At 65.7% G+C, this 23,798-nt stretch carries 21 protein-coding genes; 13 read left to right on the top strand and 8 right to left on the bottom strand.

The window, feature by feature from the left end; translation table 11 throughout:
* The first annotated feature begins 11 nt into the window (after positions 1-11).
* The 5 genes from fabZ to GA0116996_RS07000 all read left to right on the top strand — a co-directional run bounded on the left by fabZ (position 12) and on the right by GA0116996_RS07000 (position 4,181).
* Entirely contained in the window at positions 12-461 is a 450-nt protein-coding gene (fabZ, locus tag GA0116996_RS07020) for a 3-hydroxyacyl-ACP dehydratase FabZ (RefSeq protein WP_010809590.1), read from the top strand.
* A gap of 134 nt (positions 462-595) precedes the next feature.
* Positions 596-1,399: an acyl-ACP--UDP-N-acetylglucosamine O-acyltransferase gene (lpxA, locus tag GA0116996_RS07015; RefSeq protein ID WP_092308629.1), complete on the top strand. Its 804-nt coding sequence runs from the start codon at positions 596-598 to the stop codon at positions 1,397-1,399.
* A gap of 12 nt (positions 1,400-1,411) precedes the next feature.
* Positions 1,412-2,629 carry a lipid-A-disaccharide synthase gene (lpxB, locus tag GA0116996_RS07010; protein ID WP_092308624.1) on the top strand — a complete coding sequence of 406 codons (1,218 nt, stop codon included), beginning with the start codon at positions 1,412-1,414 and terminating at the stop codon, positions 2,627-2,629.
* On the top strand, positions 2,629-3,402 hold the full coding sequence (rnhB, locus tag GA0116996_RS07005; protein ID WP_092308621.1) for a ribonuclease HII: 774 nt from the start codon (positions 2,629-2,631) through the stop codon (positions 3,400-3,402). Before lpxB ends, rnhB begins: the two co-directional genes overlap by 1 nt.
* Entirely contained in the window at positions 3,399-4,181 is a 783-nt protein-coding gene (locus tag GA0116996_RS07000) for a TrmH family RNA methyltransferase (RefSeq protein ID WP_092308618.1), read from the top strand. The genes rnhB and GA0116996_RS07000 overlap by 4 nt, the downstream gene beginning before the upstream one ends.
* A 56-nt stretch (positions 4,182-4,237) precedes the next feature.
* Here the strand turns inward: GA0116996_RS07000 and ppsR are convergent, their stop codons facing one another.
* Positions 4,238-5,041 (bottom strand): posphoenolpyruvate synthetase regulatory kinase/phosphorylase PpsR, encoded by an 804-nt coding sequence (gene ppsR / locus GA0116996_RS06995; RefSeq protein ID WP_181486971.1) that lies wholly within the window; start codon positions 5,039-5,041, stop codon positions 4,238-4,240.
* A 407-nt stretch (positions 5,042-5,448) separates the two neighbouring features.
* On the opposite strand from ppsR, the gene ppsA reads away from it, so the two are divergent.
* From ppsA to GA0116996_RS06980, 3 genes are all read left to right on the top strand, one after another.
* Entirely contained in the window at positions 5,449-7,833 is a 2,385-nt protein-coding gene (gene ppsA / locus GA0116996_RS06990; protein ID WP_092308610.1) for a phosphoenolpyruvate synthase, read from the top strand.
* Between the two features lie 152 nt (positions 7,834-7,985).
* Positions 7,986-8,420 carry an NfeD family protein gene (locus GA0116996_RS06985; RefSeq protein WP_092308607.1) on the top strand — a complete coding sequence of 145 codons (435 nt, stop codon included), beginning with the start codon at positions 7,986-7,988 and terminating at the stop codon, positions 8,418-8,420.
* A gap of 108 nt (positions 8,421-8,528) precedes the next feature.
* On the top strand, positions 8,529-9,461 hold the full coding sequence (locus GA0116996_RS06980; RefSeq protein WP_092308604.1) for an SPFH domain-containing protein: 933 nt from the start codon (positions 8,529-8,531) through the stop codon (positions 9,459-9,461).
* A gap of 49 nt (positions 9,462-9,510) precedes the next feature.
* Here GA0116996_RS06980 and smpB read toward each other — a convergent pair whose 3' ends face one another.
* Positions 9,511-9,963, bottom strand: coding sequence for an SsrA-binding protein SmpB (smpB, locus tag GA0116996_RS06975; RefSeq protein ID WP_018005677.1), 453 nt, complete (start codon positions 9,961-9,963; stop codon positions 9,511-9,513).
* A gap of 179 nt (positions 9,964-10,142) precedes the next feature.
* Between smpB and GA0116996_RS06970 the strand changes: the two genes are divergently transcribed.
* Together GA0116996_RS06970 and GA0116996_RS06965 are read left to right on the top strand one after the other, a co-directional pair.
* Entirely contained in the window at positions 10,143-10,580 is a 438-nt protein-coding gene (locus GA0116996_RS06970; RefSeq protein ID WP_092308601.1) for a type II toxin-antitoxin system RatA family toxin, read from the top strand.
* On the top strand, positions 10,567-10,914 hold the full coding sequence (locus GA0116996_RS06965; RefSeq protein WP_092308598.1) for an RnfH family protein: 348 nt from the start codon (positions 10,567-10,569) through the stop codon (positions 10,912-10,914). The genes GA0116996_RS06970 and GA0116996_RS06965 overlap by 14 nt, the downstream gene beginning before the upstream one ends.
* 55 nt (positions 10,915-10,969) lie before the next feature.
* Here GA0116996_RS06965 and GA0116996_RS06960 read toward each other — a convergent pair whose 3' ends face one another.
* Positions 10,970-11,503 carry a DUF4124 domain-containing protein gene (locus GA0116996_RS06960; protein WP_092308592.1) on the bottom strand — a complete coding sequence of 178 codons (534 nt, stop codon included), beginning with the start codon at positions 11,501-11,503 and terminating at the stop codon, positions 10,970-10,972.
* A 188-nt stretch (positions 11,504-11,691) separates the two neighbouring features.
* A complete protein-coding gene (locus tag GA0116996_RS06955) occupies positions 11,692-12,651 on the bottom strand; it encodes a DMT family transporter (RefSeq protein ID WP_092308590.1) in 960 nt (319 codons plus the stop codon).
* Positions 12,652-12,774: 123 nt separating this feature from the next.
* Between GA0116996_RS06955 and guaB the strand changes: the two genes are divergently transcribed.
* From guaB to guaA, 3 genes are all read left to right on the top strand, one after another.
* The gene (guaB, locus tag GA0116996_RS06950) at positions 12,775-14,238 is read left to right on the top strand and encodes an IMP dehydrogenase (protein WP_092308588.1); all 1,464 of its coding nucleotides are present in this window, start codon (positions 12,775-12,777) and stop codon (positions 14,236-14,238) included.
* A gap of 178 nt (positions 14,239-14,416) precedes the next feature.
* The gene (locus GA0116996_RS06945) at positions 14,417-15,028 is read left to right on the top strand and encodes a hypothetical protein (protein ID WP_092308587.1); all 612 of its coding nucleotides are present in this window, start codon (positions 14,417-14,419) and stop codon (positions 15,026-15,028) included.
* Positions 15,003-16,622 (top strand): glutamine-hydrolyzing GMP synthase, encoded by a 1,620-nt coding sequence (gene guaA / locus GA0116996_RS06940; RefSeq protein WP_092308586.1) that lies wholly within the window; start codon positions 15,003-15,005, stop codon positions 16,620-16,622. Before GA0116996_RS06945 ends, guaA begins: the two co-directional genes overlap by 26 nt.
* A gap of 309 nt (positions 16,623-16,931) precedes the next feature.
* Here the strand turns inward: guaA and GA0116996_RS06935 are convergent, their stop codons facing one another.
* Genes GA0116996_RS06935 through GA0116996_RS06920 form a run of 4 tightly spaced genes read right to left on the bottom strand, consistent with a single transcriptional unit; the run spans position 16,932 to position 23,708 of the window.
* Entirely contained in the window at positions 16,932-18,119 is a 1,188-nt protein-coding gene (locus GA0116996_RS06935; protein ID WP_092308585.1) for a Wadjet anti-phage system protein JetD domain-containing protein, read from the bottom strand.
* Complete coding sequence (locus GA0116996_RS06930; RefSeq protein WP_092308584.1) at positions 18,116-21,559, bottom strand: SbcC/MukB-like Walker B domain-containing protein; 3,444 nt, start codon at positions 21,557-21,559, stop codon at positions 18,116-18,118. Before GA0116996_RS06930 ends, GA0116996_RS06935 begins: the two co-directional genes overlap by 4 nt.
* Positions 21,556-22,218: a DUF4194 domain-containing protein gene (locus tag GA0116996_RS06925; RefSeq protein ID WP_092308583.1), complete on the bottom strand. Its 663-nt coding sequence runs from the start codon at positions 22,216-22,218 to the stop codon at positions 21,556-21,558. Before GA0116996_RS06925 ends, GA0116996_RS06930 begins: the two co-directional genes overlap by 4 nt.
* An 8-nt stretch (positions 22,219-22,226) precedes the next feature.
* A complete protein-coding gene (locus tag GA0116996_RS06920; RefSeq protein WP_092308582.1) occupies positions 22,227-23,708 on the bottom strand; it encodes a Wadjet anti-phage system protein JetA family protein in 1,482 nt (493 codons plus the stop codon).
* Positions 23,709-23,798: the final 90 nt, after the last annotated feature.

Genomic DNA, 23,798 nt, shown 5'->3' with positions numbered 1-23,798 from the left:
GAGAAATCATCATGAGCGCGGCCGAAATCGATATCCGCAAGATCCTCAAGCTGCTGCCGCACCGGTACCCGTTCCTGCTGGTCGACCGCGTGCTGGAGTTCGAGGCGCAAAAGCGGATCAAGACCCTGAAGAACGTCACCATCAACGAGCCATACTTCCAGGGCCATTTCCCCGAGCAGCCGGTGATGCCGGGCGTGATGATCCTGGAAGCGCTGGCGCAGTCGGCCGGCCTGCTGACCTTCGGCGCCGACATGGAGCGCAAGGAAGGCGCGCTGTACTACTTCGTCGGCATCGACGGCGCCCGCTTCAAGCAGGTGGTGTACCCGGGCGACCAGCTGCACATGAACGTGACGGTCGAGCGCTATATCCGCGGCATCTGGAAGTTCAAGGCGTTTGCCACGGTCGACGACAAGGTGGCCTGCGAGGCGGAGCTGATGTGCACCGTGAAGCAGGCCGAGTGAGGCAGCCCGCGGCCCGCGGCGCTGCCGCGGGCTGACTGCCGCGTCCCCGTGCCGCGGGGGCGCATGGCCCGGACGGGAACCTTTGCCCGGCGCATTGGCCCATCCTTCACCAGACCCATCACAGGACAGTACGCATGACGCAAATCCACCCCACCGCACTGGTCGACCCGAAGGCAGAGCTGGCCGCCGACGTGAGCGTCGGCCCGTTCTCCATCGTCGGCCCCAACGTGCGGGTCGGCAGCGGCACCCGGATCGGCTCGCATACGACGGTCGAGGGCCATACCACGATCGGCGCGGGCAACAACATCGGCCCCTATGCCTCGGTCGGCGGCGTGCCGCAGGACATGAAGTACCGCAACGAGCCGACCCGGCTCGAGATCGGCGACCGCAACACCATCCGCGAATTCACCACGATCCACACCGGCACGGTGCAGGACCGCGGCCTGACCAGCATCGGCAACGACAACTGGATCATGGCCTACGTCCATATCGCCCATGACTGCATGGTCGGCAACCACACCGTGTTTTCCAGCAACGCGCAGATCGCCGGCCACGTCGAGGTCGGTGACTGGGCCATCCTGGGCGGCATGAGCGGCGTGCACCAGTTCGTGCGTATCGGCGCCCATGCGATGCTGGGCGGCGCCTCGGCGCTGGTGCAGGATGTCCCGCCGTTCGTGATCGCGGCCAGCGACAAGAGCGGCAACAAGGCCACGCCGCACGGCATCAATGTCGAAGGACTGCGCCGCCGCGGCTTCGACGCCGGCCAGATCGCCGCGCTGCGCCAGGCCTACAAGCTGCTTTACAAGTCCGACCTCAGCTTCGACGAGGCGCGCAACGAGATTTCCGCATTGCTGGCCCAGGTGGATGCCGGCACCGCGGCGCCGCTGCAGGCCTTTGTCGACTTCCTTGCCGCCACCCAGCGCGGCATCGTGCGCTGAGACCGGACCCACATGGCTGACGCCGCGATTCGGAAGGACCTGCCCGCGGGCAGCGGCAGCGCCGCGGGCAAGCGCGGCACCATCGCCATGGTGGCTGGCGAGGCCTCGGGCGACCTGCTGGCTTCGCTGATGATGGGCGGGCTGCAGGCCCGCCTGGCGGAGACCGGCAAGGCGGTCGACTACGCCGGCATCGGCGGCAAGCGCATGATGGCGCAGGGCTTCACCTCGCGCTGGCCGATGGAAACGCTGTCGGTCAACGGCTATGTCGAGGTGCTGGGCTCGCTGCGCGAGATCCTCGCCACGCGGCGCGCAGTGCGCGACTGGCTGCTGGCCGAGCCGCCGCTGTGCTTTATCGGGGTCGATGCCCCGGACTTCAATTTCGGCCTGGAAGTGCCGCTGCGCCGCGCCGGCATCCCGGTGGTGCATTTCGTCAGCCCGTCGATCTGGGCCTGGCGCGGCGGGCGCATCCGCACCATCGCGCGCGCGGTCGACCACATCCTGTGCCTGTTCCCGTTCGAGCCCGAGATCTACGCCAAGGCCGGCATTCCGGCCACCTACGTGGGCCATCCGCTCGCCGACGTGATCCCGATGGTGCCCGACGTGGCCGGTGCGCGCGCCGCGCTGGGCCTGCCGGCCGGCCACCGCGTGGTGGCGGTGCTGCCGGGCAGCCGCCAGTCCGAGGTGCGCAACCTCGGCGCCACCTTTTTCGCGGCGATGGCTCGCATGCAGCGCATGGACCCGAAGCTGGCGTTCGTGCTGCCGGCGGCGAGCGCGCCGCTGCGCGCCATCGTCGAAGACCTGCACCACCAGCATCCGGAACTGTGCCTGACCATTGTCGACGGCAAGTCGCACCAGGCGATGGAAGCGGCCGACGTGGTGCTGCTGGCGAGCGGCACCGCCACGCTCGAGGCGGCGCTGTACAAGAAACCGATGGTGATCTCGTACAAGGTGCCCTGGCTGACCGCGCAGATCATGAAGCGCCAGGGTTATCTACCGTACGTGGGATTGCCTAATATCCTTTCAGGGCGCTTTGTCGTGCCCGAGCTGCTGCAGGACGACGCCACGCCCGAGGCGCTGGCGCGCGAGACCCTGCTGCAGCTCAACGACGAGGGCAATACCGCCTTCCTGTACGAGCATTTCACCCGCATGCACGAGACGCTCAAGTGCAACACCGCGCAACTGGCGGCCGATGTCGTGGTCGACCTGATGCGCAGCCGGGGGACCGCCTGATGGCACGGCGCAATGCTGCTTCTCCGCAACTGGGACTGGACCTGGCGCCCGGCGCAGGCGCCGTCCAGCGCCTGTGCGGCGTCGACGAGGCGGGCCGCGGCCCGCTGGCGGGGCCGGTCTATGCCGCCGCGGTGGTGCTCGACCCGAAACGCCCGATCCGCGGCCTGGCCGATTCCAAGATCCTGACCGCCGCCAGGCGCGAAGCGCTGTACGAGAAGATCTGCGAACGCGCGCTGGGCTGGCATATCGCCTTTGCCACGGTCGAGGAAATCGATTCCATCAACATCCTGCACGCCAGCATGCTGGCGATGCAGCGTGCCGTGCAGGGCCTGGCAGCCAGCGGCGTGGTGCCGGACCTGGTGCAGGTCGACGGCAACCGCTGTCCGCAGGTCGCGTACCCGGTCGAAGCCATCGTCAAGGGCGATGCCCTGGTCAAGGCGATCTCGGCGGCTTCGATCCTGGCCAAGGTGGCGCGCGACCGCGCCCTGATGGAGCTGCACGTGGCCTACCCGCAGTACGGCTTCGATTCGCACGTCGGCTACGGCACGCCCCAGCATATGGCGGCGCTGGCCGAATTCGGCGCGACCCCGCACCATCGCCGCTCGTTCGCGCCCGTGCGCGAGGCACTGGCGCAGCGGCCGCTGTTTACCGCCATGGTCGCCGCCGCGCCGGTGACTGAAGACATTGCGGTCGCTGACGCCGGCATCTTCGCCGCTGCCGCGACCGAGGCCGCCACCCAGCTCGGCACCTTCCTGCCACCCGAAGCATCGTGAAGCACGTCACCTCGCGCGACAACGCGCTGTTCAAGCACCTGAAGGCGCTTGCCGGTTCCACGCACCAGCGCCGCAAGGCCGGGCAGTCGCTGCTCGACGGCGTGCACCTGGCGCAGGCCTATGTGGCCGCGCGCGGCCAGCCCGTGACCTGCGTGGTGTCGGAGCGCCACTACGACCACGCCGAAGTGGCCCCGCTGCTGGCCGAGGTGGACAGCGAGCGCGTGGTGGTGCTGGCCGATGCGCTGTTCACGCAGATCAGCGGCGTGGTCAACGGCATCGACCTGATGCTGGTGATCGAGACGCCGGCGGGCCACCTGCCGGCGCGCATCGAGCAGGACTGCATCATCCTGGACGGGGTGCAGGACGCGGGCAATGTCGGCTCGATCCTGCGCAGCGCGGCCGCGGCGGGCATCCGCGACGCCTTCCTCGCCACCGGCTGTGCCTTCGCGTGGTCGGTCAAGACCCTGCGCGCCGGCATGGGCGCGAACTTCCACCTGAATATCGTCGAGCATTGCTCGCTCGAGGCGCTGGCGCCGCGGCTGGCGATCCCGCTGCTGGCGACCTCGTCGCATGCCGACGCCGCGGTGTTCGATACCGACCTGCGCGGACCGGTGGCGTGGGTGGTGGGCAACGAAGGGGCAGGGGTCAGCGAGGGCTGGATGGCGCATGTCACGCGCAAGGTCGGCATTCCGCAACCGGGCGGGATGGAGTCGCTGAACGTGGCCGCGGCGACGGCGATCTGCCTGTTCGAGGCGGTGCGCCAGCGGCGCGCCGGCTGACCGCGGCGGCGCGGCCAATAAAAAAAGCGGCCCGGGCGGCCGCTTTTTTTATTGCTTCAGTAGTTGTCGCGATCGACCTTGATCTCCTGCAGGATCGTGGTCGCGATCTCTTCGATCGACTTGTGCGTCGACGACAGCCACTTGATGCCTTCGCGCCGCATCATCGCCTCGGCCTCGTTGACCTCGTAGCGGCAGTTTTCCAGCGCGGCGTACTTGCTGCCGGGGCGGCGCTCGTTGCGGATCTCGGTCAGGCGGTGCGGGTCGATCGACAGGCCGAAGATCTTCGGCTTGAACGCATACAGCGCCGATGGGAGCCTGCCGCGCTCGAAGTCGTCGGGAATCAGCGGATAGTTGGCCGCCTTGAGCCCGTACTGCATCGCCAGGTAGAGGCTGGTCGGGGTCTTGCCGCTGCGCGACACGCCCACCAGGATCACATCGGCTTCTTCCAGGTTCTTGTGTGACTGGCCGTCATCATGCGCCAGCGAGAAGTTGATCGCCTCGATCCGGTTCTTGTAGGCCTCGGTGTCCGCATTCTGGTGGAAGCGGCCGATGGCGTGGGTGGACTTCAGGCCCAGTTCCTTCTCGAGCGGCTCGATAAAGGTCTGGAACATGTCCAGGATCATCGCCTTGGCGCGGCGCAGTGCCTTGTTCGCTTCCTGATTGACCAGCGTGGTGAAGACGATCGGGGGGACGCCCTCGTTGTGGAACGCCTCGTTGATCTTGCCGACGGCGATATGTGCCTTTTCCGGCGTATCGACGAAGGGCATGCGCACCTTGCGGAAGCGCATCTCGAACTGGGCCAGGATGGAGTGGCTGAAGGTCTCGGCGGTGATGCCGGTGCCATCCGAGACGATGAACACGGTGCGCACCGCGGGGCGGTCGGCCGCCTGGGGCGCCGGCGCCGCAGGGCTTTCGGCTTGCGTTCCAGGCTGGGACCCGGGTGTCGCCGTACCGGGCGCTTCTGGCTGGGACATGGGGAGGGTTGGAATAAATAGATTCAATCTTCCGCAGAAAAGTGCGGCGCAGCACGGTAGAATAGCGGCGATCTTTTCGCTAAGCAATTCCATAGGGTGGCCGGCTCCGCAACATGCCCGCGCCACAAACCACGCCAGGAATTGTCGACAATGCGCGCTACGCGATGAGAGCCGTAGCGCCAGGTCCGCAGCGCCAGTTCGGGGTTGCTTAGCCAAGCGATCCGTCCGGAAACAGAACATCAACAACATACCGGGCATGCGCAACCAGTTTTCTACTTTGTTTTGAGGCTCTCATGACTAACCAGGCAGATAACGGCGCCTATGTGCTGCCGTTCGAGCAGTTGCGCATGGCTGACGTGGAAATCGTCGGCGGCAAGAATTCGTCGCTGGGCGAGATGATCTCCCAGCTGGCGGAAGCCGGCGTCCGGGTTCCGGGCGGCTTTGCCACCACCGCGCTCGCCTTCCGCGACTTCCTTGCCCACAACAACCTGACCGAGCGCATCTCGCAGCGCCTGAAGACCCTGAACGTCGACGACGTCAAGGCACTGGCCGAGGCCGGCGCCGAGATCCGCGACTGGGTCGCCACCGCGCCGTTCCAGCCGCGCCTGGAACAGGAAATCCGTGAGTTCTATGCCCGCGTGTCCGAGCGCGAAGGCGCCGAGGCCTCGTTCGCGGTGCGTTCGTCGGCCACGGCCGAAGACCTGCCCGACGCCTCCTTCGCCGGCCAGCAAGAGTCCTACCTGAACGTCAGCGGCATCGACGACGTGCTCGACAAGATCAAGCACGTGTTCGCCTCGCTGTACAACGACCGCGCTATCTCCTACCGCGTGCACAAGGGCTTTGCCCACGACGTGGTGGCGCTGTCCGCCGGCATCCAGCGCATGGTCCGCTCGGACCTGGCCGCTTCGGGCGTGATGTTCACCATCGACACCGAATCGGGCTTCCCCGACGTGGTCTTCATCACCTCCAGCTACGGCCTGGGCGAGACGGTGGTGCAGGGCGCGGTCAACCCGGACGAGTTCTACGTCTTCAAGCCGACGCTGCAAGCCGGCAAGTACCCCATCATCCGCCGCTCGATCGGCTCCAAGCTGATCAAGATGGAATTCACCAAGCCGGGCGAAGCCGGCCGCGTGAAGACCGTCGACGTGCCGGGCGAACTGCGCAACCGCTACTCGATCACCGACGAAGACGTGACCGAGCTGGCGCGCTACGCGATGATCATCGAGAAGCACTATGGCCGCCCGATGGACATCGAATGGGGCAAGGACGGCAAGGACGGCAAGATCTACATCCTGCAGGCCCGCCCGGAGACGGTGAAGAGCCAGTCGGCCGGCAAGGCCGAGCAGCGCTTCAAGCTCAAGGGCACGGCCCCGGTGCTGACCAGCGGCCGCGCCATCGGCCAGAAGATCGGTACCGGCCCGGTGCGCGTGATCAACGACCCGTCCGAGATGGAGCGCGTGCAGCCCGGCGACGTGCTGGTGGCCGACATGACCGACCCGAACTGGGAGCCGGTGATGAAGCGCGCCTCGGCCATCGTCACCAACCGTGGCGGCCGTACCTGCCACGCCGCCATCATCGCGCGTGAACTGGGCGTGCCGGCCGTGGTCGGCTGCGGCGATGCCACCGACATCCTGAAGGATGGCACGCTGGTCACCGTGTCGTGCGCCGAGGGCGACGAAGGCCGCATCTACGACGGCCTGCTCGAAACCGAGGTGACCGAGGTCCAGCGCGGCGAGATGCCGGAAATCGACGTCAAGCTGATGATGAACGTCGGCAACCCGCAGCTGGCATTCGACTTCGCGCAGATCCCGAACAACGGCGTCGGCCTGGCTCGCCTGGAATTCATCATCAACAACAATATCGGCGTCCACCCGAAGGCCATCCTCGACTACCCGCAGGTCGATGCCGACCTGAAGAAGGCCGTCGAAAGCGTGGCCCGCGGCCACGCCAGCCCGCGCGCGTTCTACGTCGACAAGCTGGCCGAGGGCATCGCCACCATCGGCGCGGCCTTCTACCCGAAGCCCGTGATCGTGCGCCTGTCGGACTTCAAGTCCAACGAGTACAAGAAGCTGATCGGCGGCTCGCGCTACGAGCCGGATGAAGAAAACCCGATGCTGGGCTTCCGTGGCGCCTCGCGCTACATCGCCGAAGACTTCGCCGAAGCCTTCGAGATGGAATGCAAGGCCATGAAGCGCGTGCGCGACGAAATGGGCCTGACCAACGTCGAGATCATGGTGCCGTTCGTGCGCACGCTCGGCCAGGCCGAGAAGGTGATCGAGCTGCTGGCCAAGCATGGCCTGAAGCGCGGCGAGAACGGCCTGCGCATCATCATGATGTGCGAAGTGCCGTCCAACGCGATCCTGGCCGAAGAATTCCTGCAGTTCTTCGACGGCTTCTCGATCGGCTCGAACGACCTGACCCAGCTGACGCTGGGCCTGGACCGCGACTCGGGCATGGAGCTGCTGGCCAAGGATTTCGACGAGCGCGATCCGGCGGTGTGCTTCATGCTGTCGCGCGCGATCTCGGCGTGCATCCGCCTGGACAAGTACGTCGGCATCTGCGGCCAGGGTCCTTCGGACCATCCGGACTTTGCCGCATGGCTGGCCAAGGAAGGCATCAAGTCGATCTCGCTGAACCCGGACTCGGTGGTCGAGACCTGGCAAAAGCTGGCTTCCTGAGGCATTTGACGTCACAATAACGATTGCCGGCGCCCTCGGGCAGCCGGCGGAGGCACCGGCCCTGCGTCAGGTGTTGCAAAGCCCCGCAGACGCTGTATGGCGCTGCGGGGTTTTTACTTTTTCGGGAAATCCGTGGTCGAACGGGAGCTTGGATGGCGTACTACATCTGGTTCGTGGCGGCGGTGCTGCTGGTGATCGTCGAACTGAACACCGGCACCTTCTATCTGCTGATGGTGGCGGTGGGCCTGGCCGCCGCCGGGGTGGCGGCCTTGCTCGGCGCCTCGCCCGCGGCGCAGACCCTGGTCGGGGCGCTGGTCGCGGCGGTGCTGATCGCCGGGCTGCGCCGCACCCGCTTCGGCAAGCTGCGGCGCGGCAATGCCGCGGCCGATCCCAACGTCAACCTCGATATCGGCCAGGAGCTCGACGTGCCGGCGTGGGACGCCAACCGGCGCGCGCGCGTGCCGTATCGCGGCGCCGACTGGACCGTCGAGCTGGCGCCCGATTGTCCCCCCGAGCGCGCGCTGGCGCCGGGCCGCTACCGCATCGTCGCGGTGCGCGGCAGCACGCTGGTGGTGTCGCCCCGCTGAAGCCCTGTCTTCCGGATCCTTTACGCATCGCGGCCGCGGCCGCGGTGTGTTCCGCCTGCCGCCGACCGGCGGCGTCGTACCGATGTGTTCTGCCTGGAGGGTCGTTACATGCTCGCTTTTCAGCTTGGTTTGCTGCCGCTGATCATCCTTATCGCCGTTATCGTGCTGATTGCCAAGGGCATCAAGATCGTGCCGCAGCAGCACGCCTGGGTGCTGGAGCGCCTGGGCCGCTATCACGCGACCCTGACGCCGGGGCTGTCGATCGTGGTGCCGTTCGTCGACCGCGTCGCCTACAAGCATGTGCTCAAGGAAATCCCGCTGGACGTGCCCAGTCAGGTCTGCATCACCAAGGACAACACGCAGCTGCAGGTCGACGGCGTGCTGTACTTCCAGGTCACCGACCCGATGAAGGCCTCCTACGGCTCCAGCAACTTCGTGGTGGCGATCACGCAGCTGTCGCAGACCACGCTGCGCTCGGTGATCGGCAAGCTGGAACTGGACAAGACCTTCGAGGAGCGCGAGTTCATCAACCACAGCGTGGTCAACGCGCTGGACGAGGCCGCCTCCAACTGGGGCGTGAAGGTGCTGCGCTACGAGATCAAGGACCTGACCCCGCCCAAGGAGATCCTGCATGCGATGCAGGCGCAGATCACCGCCGAGCGCGAGAAGCGCGCGCTGATCGCGGCGTCCGAAGGCAAGCGCCAGGAGCAGATCAACCTGGCCACCGGCGCGCGCGAGGCGGCGATCCAGAAGTCCGAGGGCGAGCGCCAGGCAGCCATCAACAAGGCCCAGGGCGAGGCCAGCGCGATCCTGGCGGTGGCCGAGGCCAATGCGCAGGCGATCCAGAAGATCGGCAATGCGATCCGCGCCGAAGGCGGCATGGACGCGGTCAACCTTAAGGTGGCCGAGGAGTACGTGGCTGCGTTCGGCAACCTCGCCAAGCAGGGCAATACGCTGATCGTGCCGGGCAATATGGGCGACATGAGCAGCATGATCGCCACCGCGCTGCAGATCGTGAAGGGACAGCAGAAGGCCGCTTGAAGCGGGGTGGAATGAAGGGCCGCCGCAAGCCGGGCCGCGGCGTGGCGGCTCAGTGCTTGGTGTCGCCCTTCATGATGCGGGCCTTCTCGCGCTGCCAGTCGCGCTGCTTTTCGGTTTCGCGCTTGTCGAACTGCTTCTTGCCCTTGGCCAGGCCGATCTCGCATTTCACGCGGCCGCGCGTGTAATGCAGGTTCAGCGGCACCAGGGTGTAGCCGCGCTGCTCGACCTTGCCGATCAGCTTCTTGATTTCGTCGGCCTTGAGCAGCAGCTTGCGCGTGCGCACCGGATCGGGCTTGACGTGGGTGGAGGCGCTTTGCAGCGGGCTGATATGGGCGCCGATCAGGAACATCTCGGCGTCGCGCACGACCACGTAGCCTTCCTTGATCTGCACCCGCCCGGCGCGGATCGCCTTGACCTCCCAGCCTTCCAGCACGATCCCGGCCTCGTAACGTTCCTCGATGAAATAGTCGAAGAAGGCCTTCTTGTTATCTGCAATGGTCATGCGTGCGGGTAGGGTGCGGTAGGGTGGATTCTGGCCGGCTCGCTGCAGCGCCGCATGGCGGGATGCCGCGGGACGCGCGGGTCGGCTAAAATCGGGATTCTAGCAAACCAGCCCCCGGCACAGGCGCATGCCTGCCGCGCAGCGCGCGCGGCAGGTCCGCAAGCCAGATTTCCCCTTACATGGCAGACGTCCATAAATCCGTCCTGCTCGGTTACTCCGCCGCGCAGATGTATGACCTGGTCACCCGCGTGGAGGACTATCCCAAGTTCCTGCCATGGTGCGGCGGCGTGGAGGTGTTCGAGCAGACCGAGACCAAACTCGACGCCAAGATCCATATCCACTTCAAGGGCATCCAGCAGTTCTTCCATACGCGCAATACCCAGGAACGCCCCACGCGTATCGACATGACCTTTGCCGACGGGCCATTCAAGACGTTCAACGGGTCATGGCGCTTTACGCCGCTGCGCGAAGATGCCTGCAAGATCGAGTTCCACCTGCACTACGAGTTTTCCAGCCTGCTGCTGGAAAAACTCATCGGCCCGGTCTTCAGCATGATCGCGAATACCTTTGTCGATGCCTTCGTCAAGCGCGCCGAGGTGGTGTATGGCACCAGCTGAACGTGGCGCCGGCACGGTGCATATCGCGGTCTGCTACGCGCGTCCGGATGCCGTGTTCCTGAAGGCCATCGACGTGCCAGCCGGCACCACGATTGCCGCCGCGATCGTCGGCTCCGGCCTGCAGCAGGCTTGCCCGGAGGTCGATCCGGCCACCATGCGCGTGGGCATCTTCGGCAAGCTCAAGACCCCGGAGACGGTGGTGCGCGACGGCGATCGCATCGAAGTGTACCGGCCGCTGACGGCGGATCCGAAGCAGGCGCGCCGCAAGCGGGTCCAGAAGCAGCGCGCCAGCGGCACCCGCGAAGGCCAGAAATGGCTGCGCGGCAACAGCTGAGCCGCGCCTTGCCGCCGAACCAAACGGGGCCCGTGCGGCCCCGTTTTTCATGGCTTCAGTGGCAGTGCTTTTCCAGGTTGGCGCTGGTCTTGAGGATTTCGGCCTGGCGCTGCTCGCTGTTCAGGTGCTGCAGCGAACCATCCGGTCCGGCGACCGCGGCGCGCATGCCTTGTTGCAGTCCGGTGGCGTAGTTGCGCAGCTGCGCGCAGCGCACGGCGCGCTCGGCCGCCTCGGTTTCCCTGCGGGCTTCCTCGGCGGCGGCTTTCAGGCTGGCTTCGCGGCGCTTCTGGAACGCTTCTTCGGGCGTCGGCGCGGCGGGCCTGGCCGACGCCTTGGCGGGAGCCGGTGCGGCCATGGCGGCGTCCGCAGGCTGCGCCGCCTGGACCGGCTGGAAGTCGCCGGCATGCCGCCCCGGGGCGCGCAGGATCCTGGCCGCCGCCGTGGACGGCGGCACGTCGCTGTAGACCATGTGGCCGTTGGCGTCGCGCCACTGCCAGTAGGCAAGGGCCGGCGCAGGCACGGCCAGGACGGCGGCAAAGGCAGCGGCAAGGGCAGCGGCAAGCAGGCACGGCGCGGACGATCGTTGCATGGCGGGACGTCTCAAAGTGGCTCTGGAAGCACGGGCCGTCGGCTGCATGCGTGGCGATGCCGCGGCAGACCAGCGCGGCGACAGCCTGGGCGCCCCGCATGCAAGGCAATGCGTAGCGCCGGTTTGACCCTGGGTGTGCGTTGTATTTTTAGGTGGCGCGTGTGACCCCCGCGCCATGGTTCGCTAGTCTACGCAGACTTGTCGGTGGCGTGCAAGCGCACCGACCAGGCCACGCCGGCCATCAGCAACACGATCGCGGCGATTTCCAGCGGGCGGGGCCAGCGCTGGTCGAAGACAAAGCCATAGGCCAGCGCGAACAGCGTTTCGAACACGATCATCTGGCCCGACAGCGTCAGCGGCAGGCGGCGGCTGGCGATATTCCACAGGTTGTTGCCGATCAGCGAAGCGCCCAGCGCGACCGCGGCGTTGACCATCCAGAACCACTGCCAGTCGCGGCCGCTGTCGGCGGCGCTCAGGATGTCGCCGGCGATGACCCAGCCGAGCAGCGCCAGCACCGCCGACACCGCGCCGGTCGACAGCCCGTACAGCGCCGACCATTCATTGCCGCTGTAATGCGGGTTGCGCTGCAGGTAGCGCGCGTTGTCCACCGCGTAGAGCGTCCAGCAGACCAGCGCACCGGCGGCGCAGCCGACCCCGGCCAGCTTCTGCCACACCGGCCGCGCCACGGCGCCGGCCGCCGCCGCATGGGCGCTCTGGCCGCCGCCGAACAGGTCGATATTGATGCAGGCAATGCCCGCGGCCACCACCAGCAGCGGCCACAGCAGACGCGACAGCGGCACCGCGCCGTGGTCGCGCCGGCCCATGATGGTGACCGAGATCGGCAGGATGCCGATGATCAGCGAGGTCGGGCCGACCCCGGCCAGCTGCACGCCGAAGGCCAGCAGCACGTAGTAGAGCAGGTTGCCGGTAAACGCCTGGCGCAGCAGCGCCACGCAGTCGGCGCGGGTCAGCTTGCGCGCGATGCGCCGCAGCAGCGGCAGCGCCGCCACGCAGGCCACCAGCCCGTAGGCCAGGTAGCGGCCGATGGCCAGTTCCCACGGCGAGAACGCGGGCAGCAGCTTGGGGGCGATGAAGACCATGCCCCAGAACGCGCCAGCCAGCAGCCCGCACAATACGCCGATTCCCATACTTCGCCGTGCCCGGATAAAAAGACAACGAGCATAGCAGACAGCACCCGGGAAAGGCCGTTGCCGGGCATCAGCAAATCGCGCATTCCTGTATAATTCGGTTTTGCGCCTAGAGGAATTGCTATGCGTCTTGTCCAGAAAGCACTCACCTTCGATGACGTGCTGCTCGTCCCGGCCTATTCGGCCGTCCTTCCCCGGGATGTTTCCCTCCGCACCAGCCTGACCCGCTCCATTGAACTGAACATCCCGCTGGTATCCGCGGCGATGGACACAGTGACCGAGGCGCGCCTGGCGATCTCCATGGCGCAGGCCGGCGGTATCGGCATCGTCCACAAGAACCTGAAGCCCGCCGACCAGGCCCGCGAAGTCGCGCGCGTCAAGCGCTATGAGTCGGGCGTGCTGCGTGATCCGATCACCATTTCGCCGGACATGAAGATCCGCGATGTGATCGCGCTGTCGCAGCAGCACGGCATTTCCGGGTTCCCGGTGGTCGAGGGCAAGGCCGTGGTCGGCATCATCACCAACCGCGACCTGCGCTTCGAGGAAGAGCTCGACGCCCCGGTGCGCGCCAAGATGACCCCGCGCGAGAAGCTGGTGACCGTGGCCGAGGGCGCGCCGCTGGAAGAAGCCAAGCGGCTGATGAACCGCCACCGCCTCGAGCGCGTGGTGGTGGTGAACCAGGCCTTCGAGCTGCGCGGCCTGATCACGGTGAAGGACATCCAGAAGGCGGTGGACAACCCGCTCGCCAGCAAGGACGACCACGGCCAGCTGCGCGTCGGCGCCGCGGTCGGGGTGGGCCCGGACAACGACGAGCGCGTCGAACTGCTGGTGAAGGCCGGCGTCGATGTGATTGTGGTGGATACGGCGCACGGTCACAGCCAGGGCGTGCTGGACCGCGTGCGCTGGGTCAAGCAGAACTTCCCGCAGGTGCAGGTGGTTGGCGGCAACATCGCCACCGGCGATGCCGCGCGCGCGCTGGTCGAGCATGGCGCCGACGGCGTCAAGGTCGGCATCGGCCCGGGCTCGATCTGCACCACGCGTATCGTGGCCGGTGTCGGGGTGCCGCAGATCACCGCCGTCTCCAACGTGGCCGAAGCGCTCAAGGGCACCGGCGTGCCGCTGATCGCCGACGGCGGCGTGCGCTATTCGGGCGATGTGGCCAAGGCCCTCGCGGCCGGCGCGCACACCGTGATGATGGGCGGCATGTTCTCGGGCACCGAGGAAGCGCCGGGCGAGACCTTCCTGTTCCAGGGCCGCTCGTTCAAGAGCTACCGCGGCATGGGTTCGGTGGGCGCGATGAAGGACGGCGCGGCCGACCGCTACTTCCAGGAAGACAACACCGCCAACGTCGACAAGCTGGTGCCCGAAGGCATCGAAGGGCGCGTGCCGTACAAGGGCTCGGTGATGGCCATCATCCACCAGCTCACCGGCGGCGTACGCGCCTCGATGGGTTATTGCGGCAGTAAGTCGATTGCCGACTGGCACGACAGCGCCCAGTTCGTCCAGATCACGGCAGCCGGCATGCGTGAATCGCACGTGCACGACGTGCAGATCACCAAGGAAGCGCCGAACTACCATATCGACTGATGCCCCATGGCCGTGCACCGTCCCTGCAGGCGGTGCGCGGCCGCCGGCATCCGGGCGCGGGCGCGCCAGCGCGTGCCCGCGCCCGACCCGCCATCCCATCCGAACCTGGCCGCGCGCCATGCAGGCGTTGTCCTGATGCCCGCCGCACCACCGGCCGGGGCCAAGACGAGGAGCGCCAATGAAGGTGTTGCTGCGAGCCGTGCTGTTTTTCGATGCCCTGGTGGACCTGCTGCTGGGCATCCTGCTGCTGATGTCCCCGTTCACCACGCTGTACGCGGCGCTGCAGCTGCCGCAGCCCCAGCCTGCGCTGTTCGGGCAGCTGCTGGGCGTGGCGCTGGTGGGGCTGTCGGTGCTGCTGTGGCAAGCCGCCTTCAATGGCCAGCTGACGGTGCCGGTGGCGCGCACGGCAGGCTACGTGAACCTGGCCAGCGCGGTGCTCATCATCGGCTGGATGGTGTTCCTGGAGCTGCCGCTGGAAGGCGCCGGCAAGATCTGGCTGCCGACCATGGCGGTGGTGCTGCTGTTCTTTGCCGTGGTGCAGATCCCGGCGGCCAAGCGCGTGCGCGTGCGCGAACAGCAACGGAAGATGGAACGCGCGCTGCAGGAACAGGAAAGCAGGAAGGAACCCGGCGTTGCCCCCGCGGCGCGCCCCACGAATACCCCAGAATACCGGCGCGAGCCGGTCATCACGCCGCCGCCGGGCTATGGCCCCGGCACGGAAGTCGTGACCGAGCCCATCCCGGAAGACACGCCATCGGCCCATCATGCACGACAAAATCCTCATTCTTGATTTCGGCTCGCAGGTCACGCAGCTGATCGCCCGCCGCGTCCGCGAGGCGCACGTCTATTGCGAAATCCACCCGAACGACGTCAGCGACGCGTTCGTGCGCGAGTTCGCCCCCAAGGCGATCATCCTGTCCGGCAGCCACGCCAGCACCTATGAAGACCACCAGCTGCGCGCGCCGCAGGCGGTGTGGGACCTGGGCGTGCCGGTGCTGGGCATCTGCTACGGCATGCAGACCATGGCGGTCCAGCTGGGCGGCAAGGTCGAGTGGAGCGACCATCGTGAATTCGGCTACGCCGAGATGCGCGCCCATGGCCATACCGAGCTGCTCAAGGACATCGAGGACTTCCGCACGCCGGAAGGCCACGGCATGCTCAAGGTGTGGATGAGCCATGGCGACAAGGTCACCGGCCTGCCGCCCGGCTTCAAGCTGATGGCGTCCACGCCGAGCTGCCCGATCGCCGGCATGGCCGACGAAACGCGCCACTATTACGCCGTGCAGTTCCACCCCGAGGTCACGCACACGGTCAAGGGCCGCCAGATGCTGGAGCGCTTCGTGCTGCAGATCGCTGGCTGCAAGCCTGACTGGGTCATGCGCGACCATATCGAGGAAGCGGTCGCCAAGATCCGCGAGCAGGTCGGCGATGAGGAAGTCATCCTGGGCCTCTCCGGCGGCGTCGATTCGTCGGTGGCCGCGGCGCTGATCCATCGCGCCATCGGCGACCAGCTGACCTGCGTCTTCGTCGACCACGGCCTGCTGCGCCAGGACGAAGGCAAGCTGGTGATGGAGATGTTCGTCGGCCGCCTGCACGCCAAGGTGGTCCATGTCGATGCGTCCGAGCAGTTCCTGGGCCACCTGGCCGGCGTCACCGACCCGGAGCAGAAGCGCAAGATCATCGGCCGCGAGTTCGTCGAGGTGTTCCAGGCCGAGGCCCGCAAGCTGACCAACGCCAAGTGGCTGGCGCAGGGCACCATCTACCCCGACGTGGTCGAGTCGGGCGGCACCAAGACCAAGAAGGCCACCACCATCAAGAGCCACCACAACGTCGGCGGCTTGCCCGAGACGCTGGGCCTGAAGCTGCTGGAGCCGCTGCGCGACCTGTTCAAGGACGAAGTGCGCGAGCTCGGCGTGGAACTGGGCCTGCCGCCCGAAATGGTCTATCGCCACCCGTTCCCGGGCCCGGGCCTGGGCGTGCGCATCCTCGGCGAAGTCAAGCGCGACTACGCCGAGCTGCTGCGCCGCGCCGATGCCATCTTCATCGAAGAACTGCGCAAGACCATCGCCACCGAACACGACGCCGCCGCCGGCCTGTGCGAGCCCGATCACGTCGGCAAGAGCTGGTACGACCTGACCAGCCAGGCCTTCGCCGTGTTCCTGCCGGTCAAGTCAGTGGGCGTGATGGGCGATGGCCGCACCTACGACTACGTCGTCGCGCTGCGCGCGGTGCAGACCACCGACTTCATGACCGCGCACTGGGCGCACCTGCCGTATGCGCTGCTGGGCCGCTGCTCCAACCGCATCATCAACGAAGTCCGGGGTTTGAACCGGGTCGTGTATGACGTGTCGGGGAAGCCGCCGGCGACGATCGAGTGGGAGTGATCTGGTAGGCGTTTGAGTTAATGAACAGGGCGCCTGCGAGGCGCCCTGTTTTTTCGCTTTGGAGAAGGCGAACGGTTGATTCGCTGAACAGTGAAGATTGTCCTTCTATCGAATATTCGCTATGACTGCATTGTTCGCTGCCCGAGGAACGGTGAGGTCATTATCAAGTCGACCACGCCGCTGGGCATCGGCGGGATATTCGGTGCGTAGCGCCACTGCCAACGCCCACGACGCAGTTCTTGTATTTCGGCAGCCGGGGCGTAAATCGCGCCTCTGCGCGACCCGCTCCAGCATGCTGCTCGAGGCAGCTTAGCCCTCTTGTTCGGCGACGAGCTTTGCTTGCGCCAACTCATGCGCAACGTCGTTCCAGCCGGCCTCACCGGCGTATTTCACCATTCGATCCACGGTGCGTGCCGGCGCCGCCCGGCGCTGCAATTCAGGGATGTCTGAAGGGCGCATCTTCCAAGGCGACAGCGAATGCCCGGTCTCCGCCGCACACCGGCTCAGGAAGGCGGCGATCCGGAAACCGCCTTCGTCGACATCGCCCCAGTGCAGCACTGGAGTTGAAGCCGGCAGCTCGGAAAGCAGACGAAGGTACATTGCCCGCCAGGCAGGTGAAGGCATGCCAGCGGTGTAGAGGCACAGCACATCGGAGTTGCAGTGCTGGCGCGCCCACACATGGAACGTGGTCTGGTTCTCGATGGTCAGCACGTGACGGGGCATGGATCCGAGGCCCAGCACCGTCGAAGGGGGCAGGGCGCAGTAGGGCCAGTCCAGCGGAAATGCGCCACGCTTGCGGCGGACAACAATGTCGCCGGCCAGTCGCGCGGGCTGTGGCTCGCGGTAGAGGCCGAGTTCCTGAAGCACTTCGGCTTCCGGGCGCGCAGCGTCCTCGACATTGCCTGCCAGCAGCACATCGAGGCAAGGCACCAGGGATTCGATGCGCTTGCTGTCCTTGAACAGGCGCGCGCTGGCGTCCCGCACCGGCGTCTCCGTGGTACCGAGCGCCACCTGGGCCCGGCAGTATGCGATGACGTCACAGGCCATGGCCCAGTTGGCCGCGGCGTCGATTCCCGTGCCACGGACCTTCTTGAGCTTTTCCCAGCTGGACAGCACGTCGTTCAGGACTGGGTGCTCGCCGAGGTGCGCGGCGAACGTCTCTATTGCCGACCGGACTCGCACCGCATGGGGCATCTTGCCCAGGATGGAGGCGAGCTTGACGACGTCGACCAGCTCGACGCGCTCGATGAGCCCCTCGGGATCGCGCAGAGGGCGCAGGGCCATGATCGCGCCCTCAGCCTGGGCGTAGGCCATCACCGCCTCAAAGTCCTCTTTGGCCTTCAGGCTGCGCAACGCGCGGTATTCGGACAGCGCGGAGTCCGTTAGGGCCGGGCGCCGCTTTGCGGCGCCGGCCTCGTGCTTGTCGGCGGACTTGAGCAGGCGCTCCAGCGCCTTCCTGGCCAGCGGATCCATCTCGTCCGGGGCTTGGCGGCTCACGTTGCGGCGTCCTCCGTCGAGCCGACCCGCGGCCGGTACTGCCTCCTGATCTCCACTTCGACCAGTTCCGGATTGAACTCCGGCAAGTCGGCGCGAAACATCTCGCGCGTTTCAGGGGACACGTCGTGACCCTCAAGCAGAACCACATTGCTCTCGGCGTCGCGCATGATGTCGTAGTACCGGTCAAGGAAAGCGGTCAGGCTACCCAAGGCATCGCCCGTGCTGGCCATGAAAACCTGCAGGCCGAGCTCCTCGAAGTAGCGCATGGTGGCGACGATGTTTCTCGGATCCATTTTGATGAAGGCCTCGTCGATGACCAGCAGCCGGATGCCGGTGTCGTCGCCGCGCTCTAGCCGATAGGCTGACGACAGCGCGGCGCCCGCGATCACATACAGCGGAGCTCGATGCTCGCCACCGGAACCGGATCCGACGCGCTTGCTGAGCCAGCCGATGTGTCTGGCCATGCCAGTGGAGGATTCTTCGCGGAGCACCTCGATATCGAAATCGAAGAATTCGCGATAGTCGTCCAGAGGGGATTTCACCGCGGCAGCGCCAGTGACTGTCTTCTCGCGCATCAGCTCCTCGAATTCCTTTGGCAACTCCCCAGCTCCGCCGAGCAAGTCCTCGGTTGGGCCGTACTGGGCGACGTCCTTGATGAACTTTAGTAGCGTGGCGAAGGCTGGTCGCACATGTGAGCGGAATTGGTAGCGCTCGTTGTTTGTGAACATCGGCGCCAGCCGCAACGCCTCGTTCATGCGGTTGATGGTGTCGCTCAACCACTCAAGGTGCTCGTGCAGCGCTACTGCGACGTCGTTGCGGAAGGTGCTTTTGGCCGCGCTCAGGGCATCTTCCATTCGAGCCGTGTTCTCGCGCAGGCCGGTCTCGGTTAGGATCACGACGCGCGCTTCCAGCCAAGCCCGGGCGCTGCGCCAGTCGTCCTGGTTGCCAGCCGGCATGAACTCGTTGTGCCTGACGAGGAAGGCTGACAGTTTCTGCATCGCGCTCGACGCCTTCTGGCGGGAGTCGTCCTTAGCGCCGGTACTTCGGCGATTGCAGTCGGTAACGATCTCGCGGAAAGAGAAGCCTTGGCGCGTAAGAAGCCTCTCCCACTGGTCCGACGCATAGTCGGCATCATAGCCCTCGACAGCGCGCGCTGCTTCGGCGATTCGCTTCTGACTGACGGCCCACTCCTGCCTGTTCTTGGTGTCTTCGCTTTTTTGCTGGCATGCCGTTTCTGCTGCACCGACGGCCTGGGCTGCAGCCAGGAGCTGCTTACGCATTTCGACTACGCTCGCCTCTGCCGCTTCGGCCGCATGCACCAACTGGCGGTACTCCTCGGTGTCCAGGGCTTGCAGGCGTCGCGTCAATTCTGCTTCGTCGCGGGCCTCCTTGGCCACCCGATCGAATGTCTCGAGGATTTCGTCAACCTTATCCTGCTCGCCTCCCACAAAAGGGCCGAGGTTGTTCAAGAGCAGCTTGAGCTTGTCGTACCTGTCCTTGAGAGCATCAACCTGTGCTTGAAGCTGCAGGGCACGTTCGGCGATGGAGCTGCGCGTTGCTGTGGAAGTCGGACCGATCTTGAAGTAGGCGGGATCCGTCAGCTTCTTGCGCACCATCTCGCCGTCAGCCAGCAACATGCCGTCCTTGGTCATCGCGAACCGGTGGGCAAAGCACTCGTCCTCGGTATCCGCTTGCCGCGTGTCGCCGAACTTGGACCGCAGGTAGTTGACCGCGGCGGCGCTGTTACCGCTAATCAGTTCAGCCACGGTTCCGCGCCTGGGGCTGACGCGATTGGAGAACTTGCTGGGCATCACGACCTTCGCGTCGTAGACCCCGGTCCGGCGGGACACCCGGAAGGCCGCGCGCTCGTCAGCTTCATCGACAAGCAGAGCCTGCATGTTCGACGCGGTCAGATAGGACTCGATGGCAGGCTGCCATTCCGGGGCATCGACGCGCACCAAATCGCACACCGGGGTAGCTTCAATGCCAGCGTTGGCCAGCACGCGTTTGAGCGCTGCGGCCGGACCATCCAGCGGCGGCTTGCCTTTGGCGATGCGCTCCTGGTTCTCTTTCACATCAGCGAGTTCGGCTTCGGCCATGGTCTGGGCGCGACCGACAGATTGCATCTCCTCGAACACCTCGTTGCTGAGCAACTTGGCCGCGCGCAACGCCCTGCGGATGGTCGACTCCAAAGCATCGCGGCTGCCGGCCTTGTCGCCCTCCAGCAGTGCATGGACGTCTTGGAACGCCAGCCTGGTGGCCTCGGCGCAATCGGCGACTAGCTTGCCAGGTATCTGTGCATCGATGGCCTTGCCAATGGCTTTGATGCTGCGATGCAGTCCGGTCCTTTGTTCGGTCAGCCGGTTCTGGACCCCCGCCAGGCTCTCGCGCAGTAGCGCCGCGTCGGCGTGAGACGCGTGCTTATCCCGCTCGGAGGCGCTGTCACGTGCGTGCTGCTCGGCCGCCACAACCTGCTGAGTTACCTCGTCGCGCTTCGCGTTGGCCTCTTTCAGGGCCGCTTTCGCGCGACCTTCTGCTTCCTCGGCGGCAGCCACTGCTTCGTTGGCGACCTCAAGTTGTGCCGCCTGGGCCAAGGCCGCTAGCGAAACCGAGTGGCTGTTGCGCCGGTGCGCGTCTGCGAAATCCATCTCGATAAGTTCGGCTTCATCAAGCTTGGCCTGCACGCTGCGCACCAGCGCTGCCATCTCTTGGAAAGTGTGCAGTACCTCCTTGAAGCGCTTGATGTTGGTCGGCCGGGTCTCAAGCACTTGCTGGCGGACGATGTCGTCGACGTTCTTGTCGAACTTCATGCGCAATCCGAAGCGGAACGCCTGGCGGTAGGCATCCAGGCGTGGTGCGCCGCGCGCGCCTCTTAGACGGAATAGCATTGCGCTGACGAAGCGCTCGGAGTCGTGGAAGAGCACTTCCTCGCCCTGTGCACGCTGCGACAGCATCTGCCTGAAGCTAGCCCATGGCCGCGGTCGGTAGTCGCAGTCGACGAGTTCGAGGTGGTCGTTGAGCGTGAGGTCTGCGGGGAGTACGTAGCGACCTTGCACGTCGGCTTTTTCCCGGTCGGCGCTCACGTAGATGCACACGCCGGTGGAGACGATCTCCTTGGTCGCAGTATCCTCCCAAACTAGGGTGATGTAGGTGTTGGCACTGTCGCGCACGCGTGCATCCGGCGAGTCGCCGTACTGGCCCAGGCAGTAGCTACGGATATTGCGGCTGTTGTGGTTTGACTCGTCTGCCTGTGCGTTGAACGCGACGCCTGCGCTGCCGCGGCTCTCGTTGGCCCCTAGCATGACAATTTGCACGGCGTCCAGCAGCGAGGACTTGCCACTACCGTTGGCACCGAAGATGCCGCAGTTCATGCCGACCTCGACGTCGCGCATCTCATATAGGAAGAACTGAACCACCCTGATTCGGATCAGCTTCTTCATGCGGCACCGCCTTCTTCTGTGACAGGGGTGACCGGATGGTTCAAGCGCTCGACCTCGGCGTCCGGGTCGGTGAAGAGGGCGATGCGCGCCAGCGCTGCTTCTCCCAAGACCTCGGCGATGCCGGGGCGAATGATGACCACGTAGGGTTGGTCTGCATCGTGCCCGAACTGATTGCCGTCCTCGTCCGACACGCGGGCGAGGCCCCAGCGCCGCATCCACTGCAACAGCGCGGCGAGCTTGCCGCCGGTGGCCAGCTCGCGGCCACCCGTTGTCTGTTTGTACTTGACTTCTAACGTAACCAGGTCGCAGGCCACCTCGCCGTTTTCGTCGTGGTGCCCGGAGCGAGTCTCCTCGTCGAAAATCTTGCGCAGCACCAGCGCGAGCAGCGTCTGGTCCACCGTGATTGGAGAGGTCTTGACGTGCTTGGGGATAGCACAGGCATAGCGCAGTTGGCTGTTGACCCGTACGACGTAGCCTAGAGGCTCCAATGCCCGCTTGAACTCGCGCTCGAAGTCTCGGATCAGGCCGAAGGCCACTTTGCTGCCGCGATCCGCCGCGTAAAGGACCTGCTCGGTGATCAACCGGTTCGCCGTCGACTCGAAATCATCCTCTGTGACCACGTTCTTGGTGGCCTCGGCCGCATTCGCCCAGAAACCCATTAGTCACCTCACTTTGCTGACTTGGTTGTTCTTGCTATCGTGAAGGGCAGGTGGGATATGCCCAAGGTATGGTCTTCTTCGCCTTCCATCCGCACCGTAGTGAATCCGCTGCTCATCGCCCGCGCGTTGGCGCGTAGCACCTTGCTAGGTGTCGCGTTCGCCGTTGCGATGGAGCACAAAACCTGCAGCGCTCGGACCGACTCGATATTGTCGACCTGGAGAGCGGCGCTGGGCATCGCATCGGCCTCGCCGAGCTGCCGGCGCACGAAGGCCGCGAGCTTTGGTAGCGACATGGTGCGCCGGTCCCGAGCCATTAGGGCCAAGCGGGCGCGCGCCTCTTGTTCTGCGGACATGACTTGCTTTCGAAGTCCGCTGGGCGGCGGACGCTTGGTCTCGACACGGGGTGAAGCCAGACGGTCGCCAGCGATGCAATCGCCGGGTGCGAACGGTGCCAGCGCGGCCGCCTTGCTGCCATGCTTGACGACAGCATCGATGGCTCGACCGATCAACTCGTCTAGGGGCCGGGCCGCCCGCAGACGGTAGTCCAGGTAGGCGAGCGCCAGCTTGTTAGCGCGCCGGATCTCGTCGTCCAGCCGATCCAAGTACTCGTCGATCCGGCGCAAGTCCTCCACCTTCTGGATGTCTCGCTCGAACATTGCTTCTGCGCGGGTACGGTCGCGTCCGGCCTGCTTCTCGAGGTACCACTGGATCAGGCGTGCGCGCAGATCCTGTGTTTGCTGTACGTGTGCCACGAGACGCAGGATCTCCTGGCGTCGCGCGAGGGGGTGCTCGCGCGTGCGCAACTCCTTGTAGTCGCCGATGAACATGCGCTCGACATAGTCGTCGAAGAAGCGTCGCACGAACTCGCCTGTGGCGTCGACGCGGCCGATCTCGAACATCAAGTCGCGCACATTGGTGCCAGCGATGCGGACGTGCTCAAGCAAAGCACGCGACTGCCGGGCCGCCTCCTGCAGCGAGGCACCGTCTGTGCTCGCGTCCAGTAGGAGCTTCAGGTTAGCCTCGATGCTGCGGATCTTGCCAGAGACGAATTCCGGTCCTGTGTGCGCGAACTCTACGAGGCGGTTCATGAAATGGGCCACGGCAGGTGCCATCGTCACCATCTCACGCACGCCGACACGGTCCACGCGGATCCATCCTGCGTCGCGAAGGCGGTTGAAGACCATAATGGCCCGGATTGCTAGGGGTGTGGCGGGCGTCACATCATCGCCTTCCGGGGTCCAGTCCTGATATTGAAGTTCCTCGGCGATGTCGGACGTGATTTCGCGCATCAGGAAGCCTGTACTCGGCGGCAGCGGGGCCTCGGGTCCAAAGCGTTTGGCATGCAGTACGCACAGCAGTGACCAATATTGGAAACGATTAGCTGAGGCCAGCGGCGCGAAAAGGCGATCAGGCAGGCGCTTGAAGAGCGGCGGATAGCGCTCAGCCGCCTTCTCTTGGCGAATTTGGTCGGTCAGGTCATGAACTGCCATTGCCGGCACTCCTCCGTGTTTTGGCTTATGGCGGCGACGGACGCAAATCGACAGGACCCCGCGACTATCAGCTGTCAGTTCTGCCACGCT

The organism is Cupriavidus alkaliphilus (assembly GCF_900094595.1).
In the GTDB taxonomy this organism is placed as follows: Bacteria; Pseudomonadota; Gammaproteobacteria; order Burkholderiales; family Burkholderiaceae; genus Cupriavidus; species Cupriavidus alkaliphilus.
The sequence above is the reverse complement of the archived record's forward strand: the minus strand, read 5'-3'. Positions and strand labels throughout refer to the sequence as shown.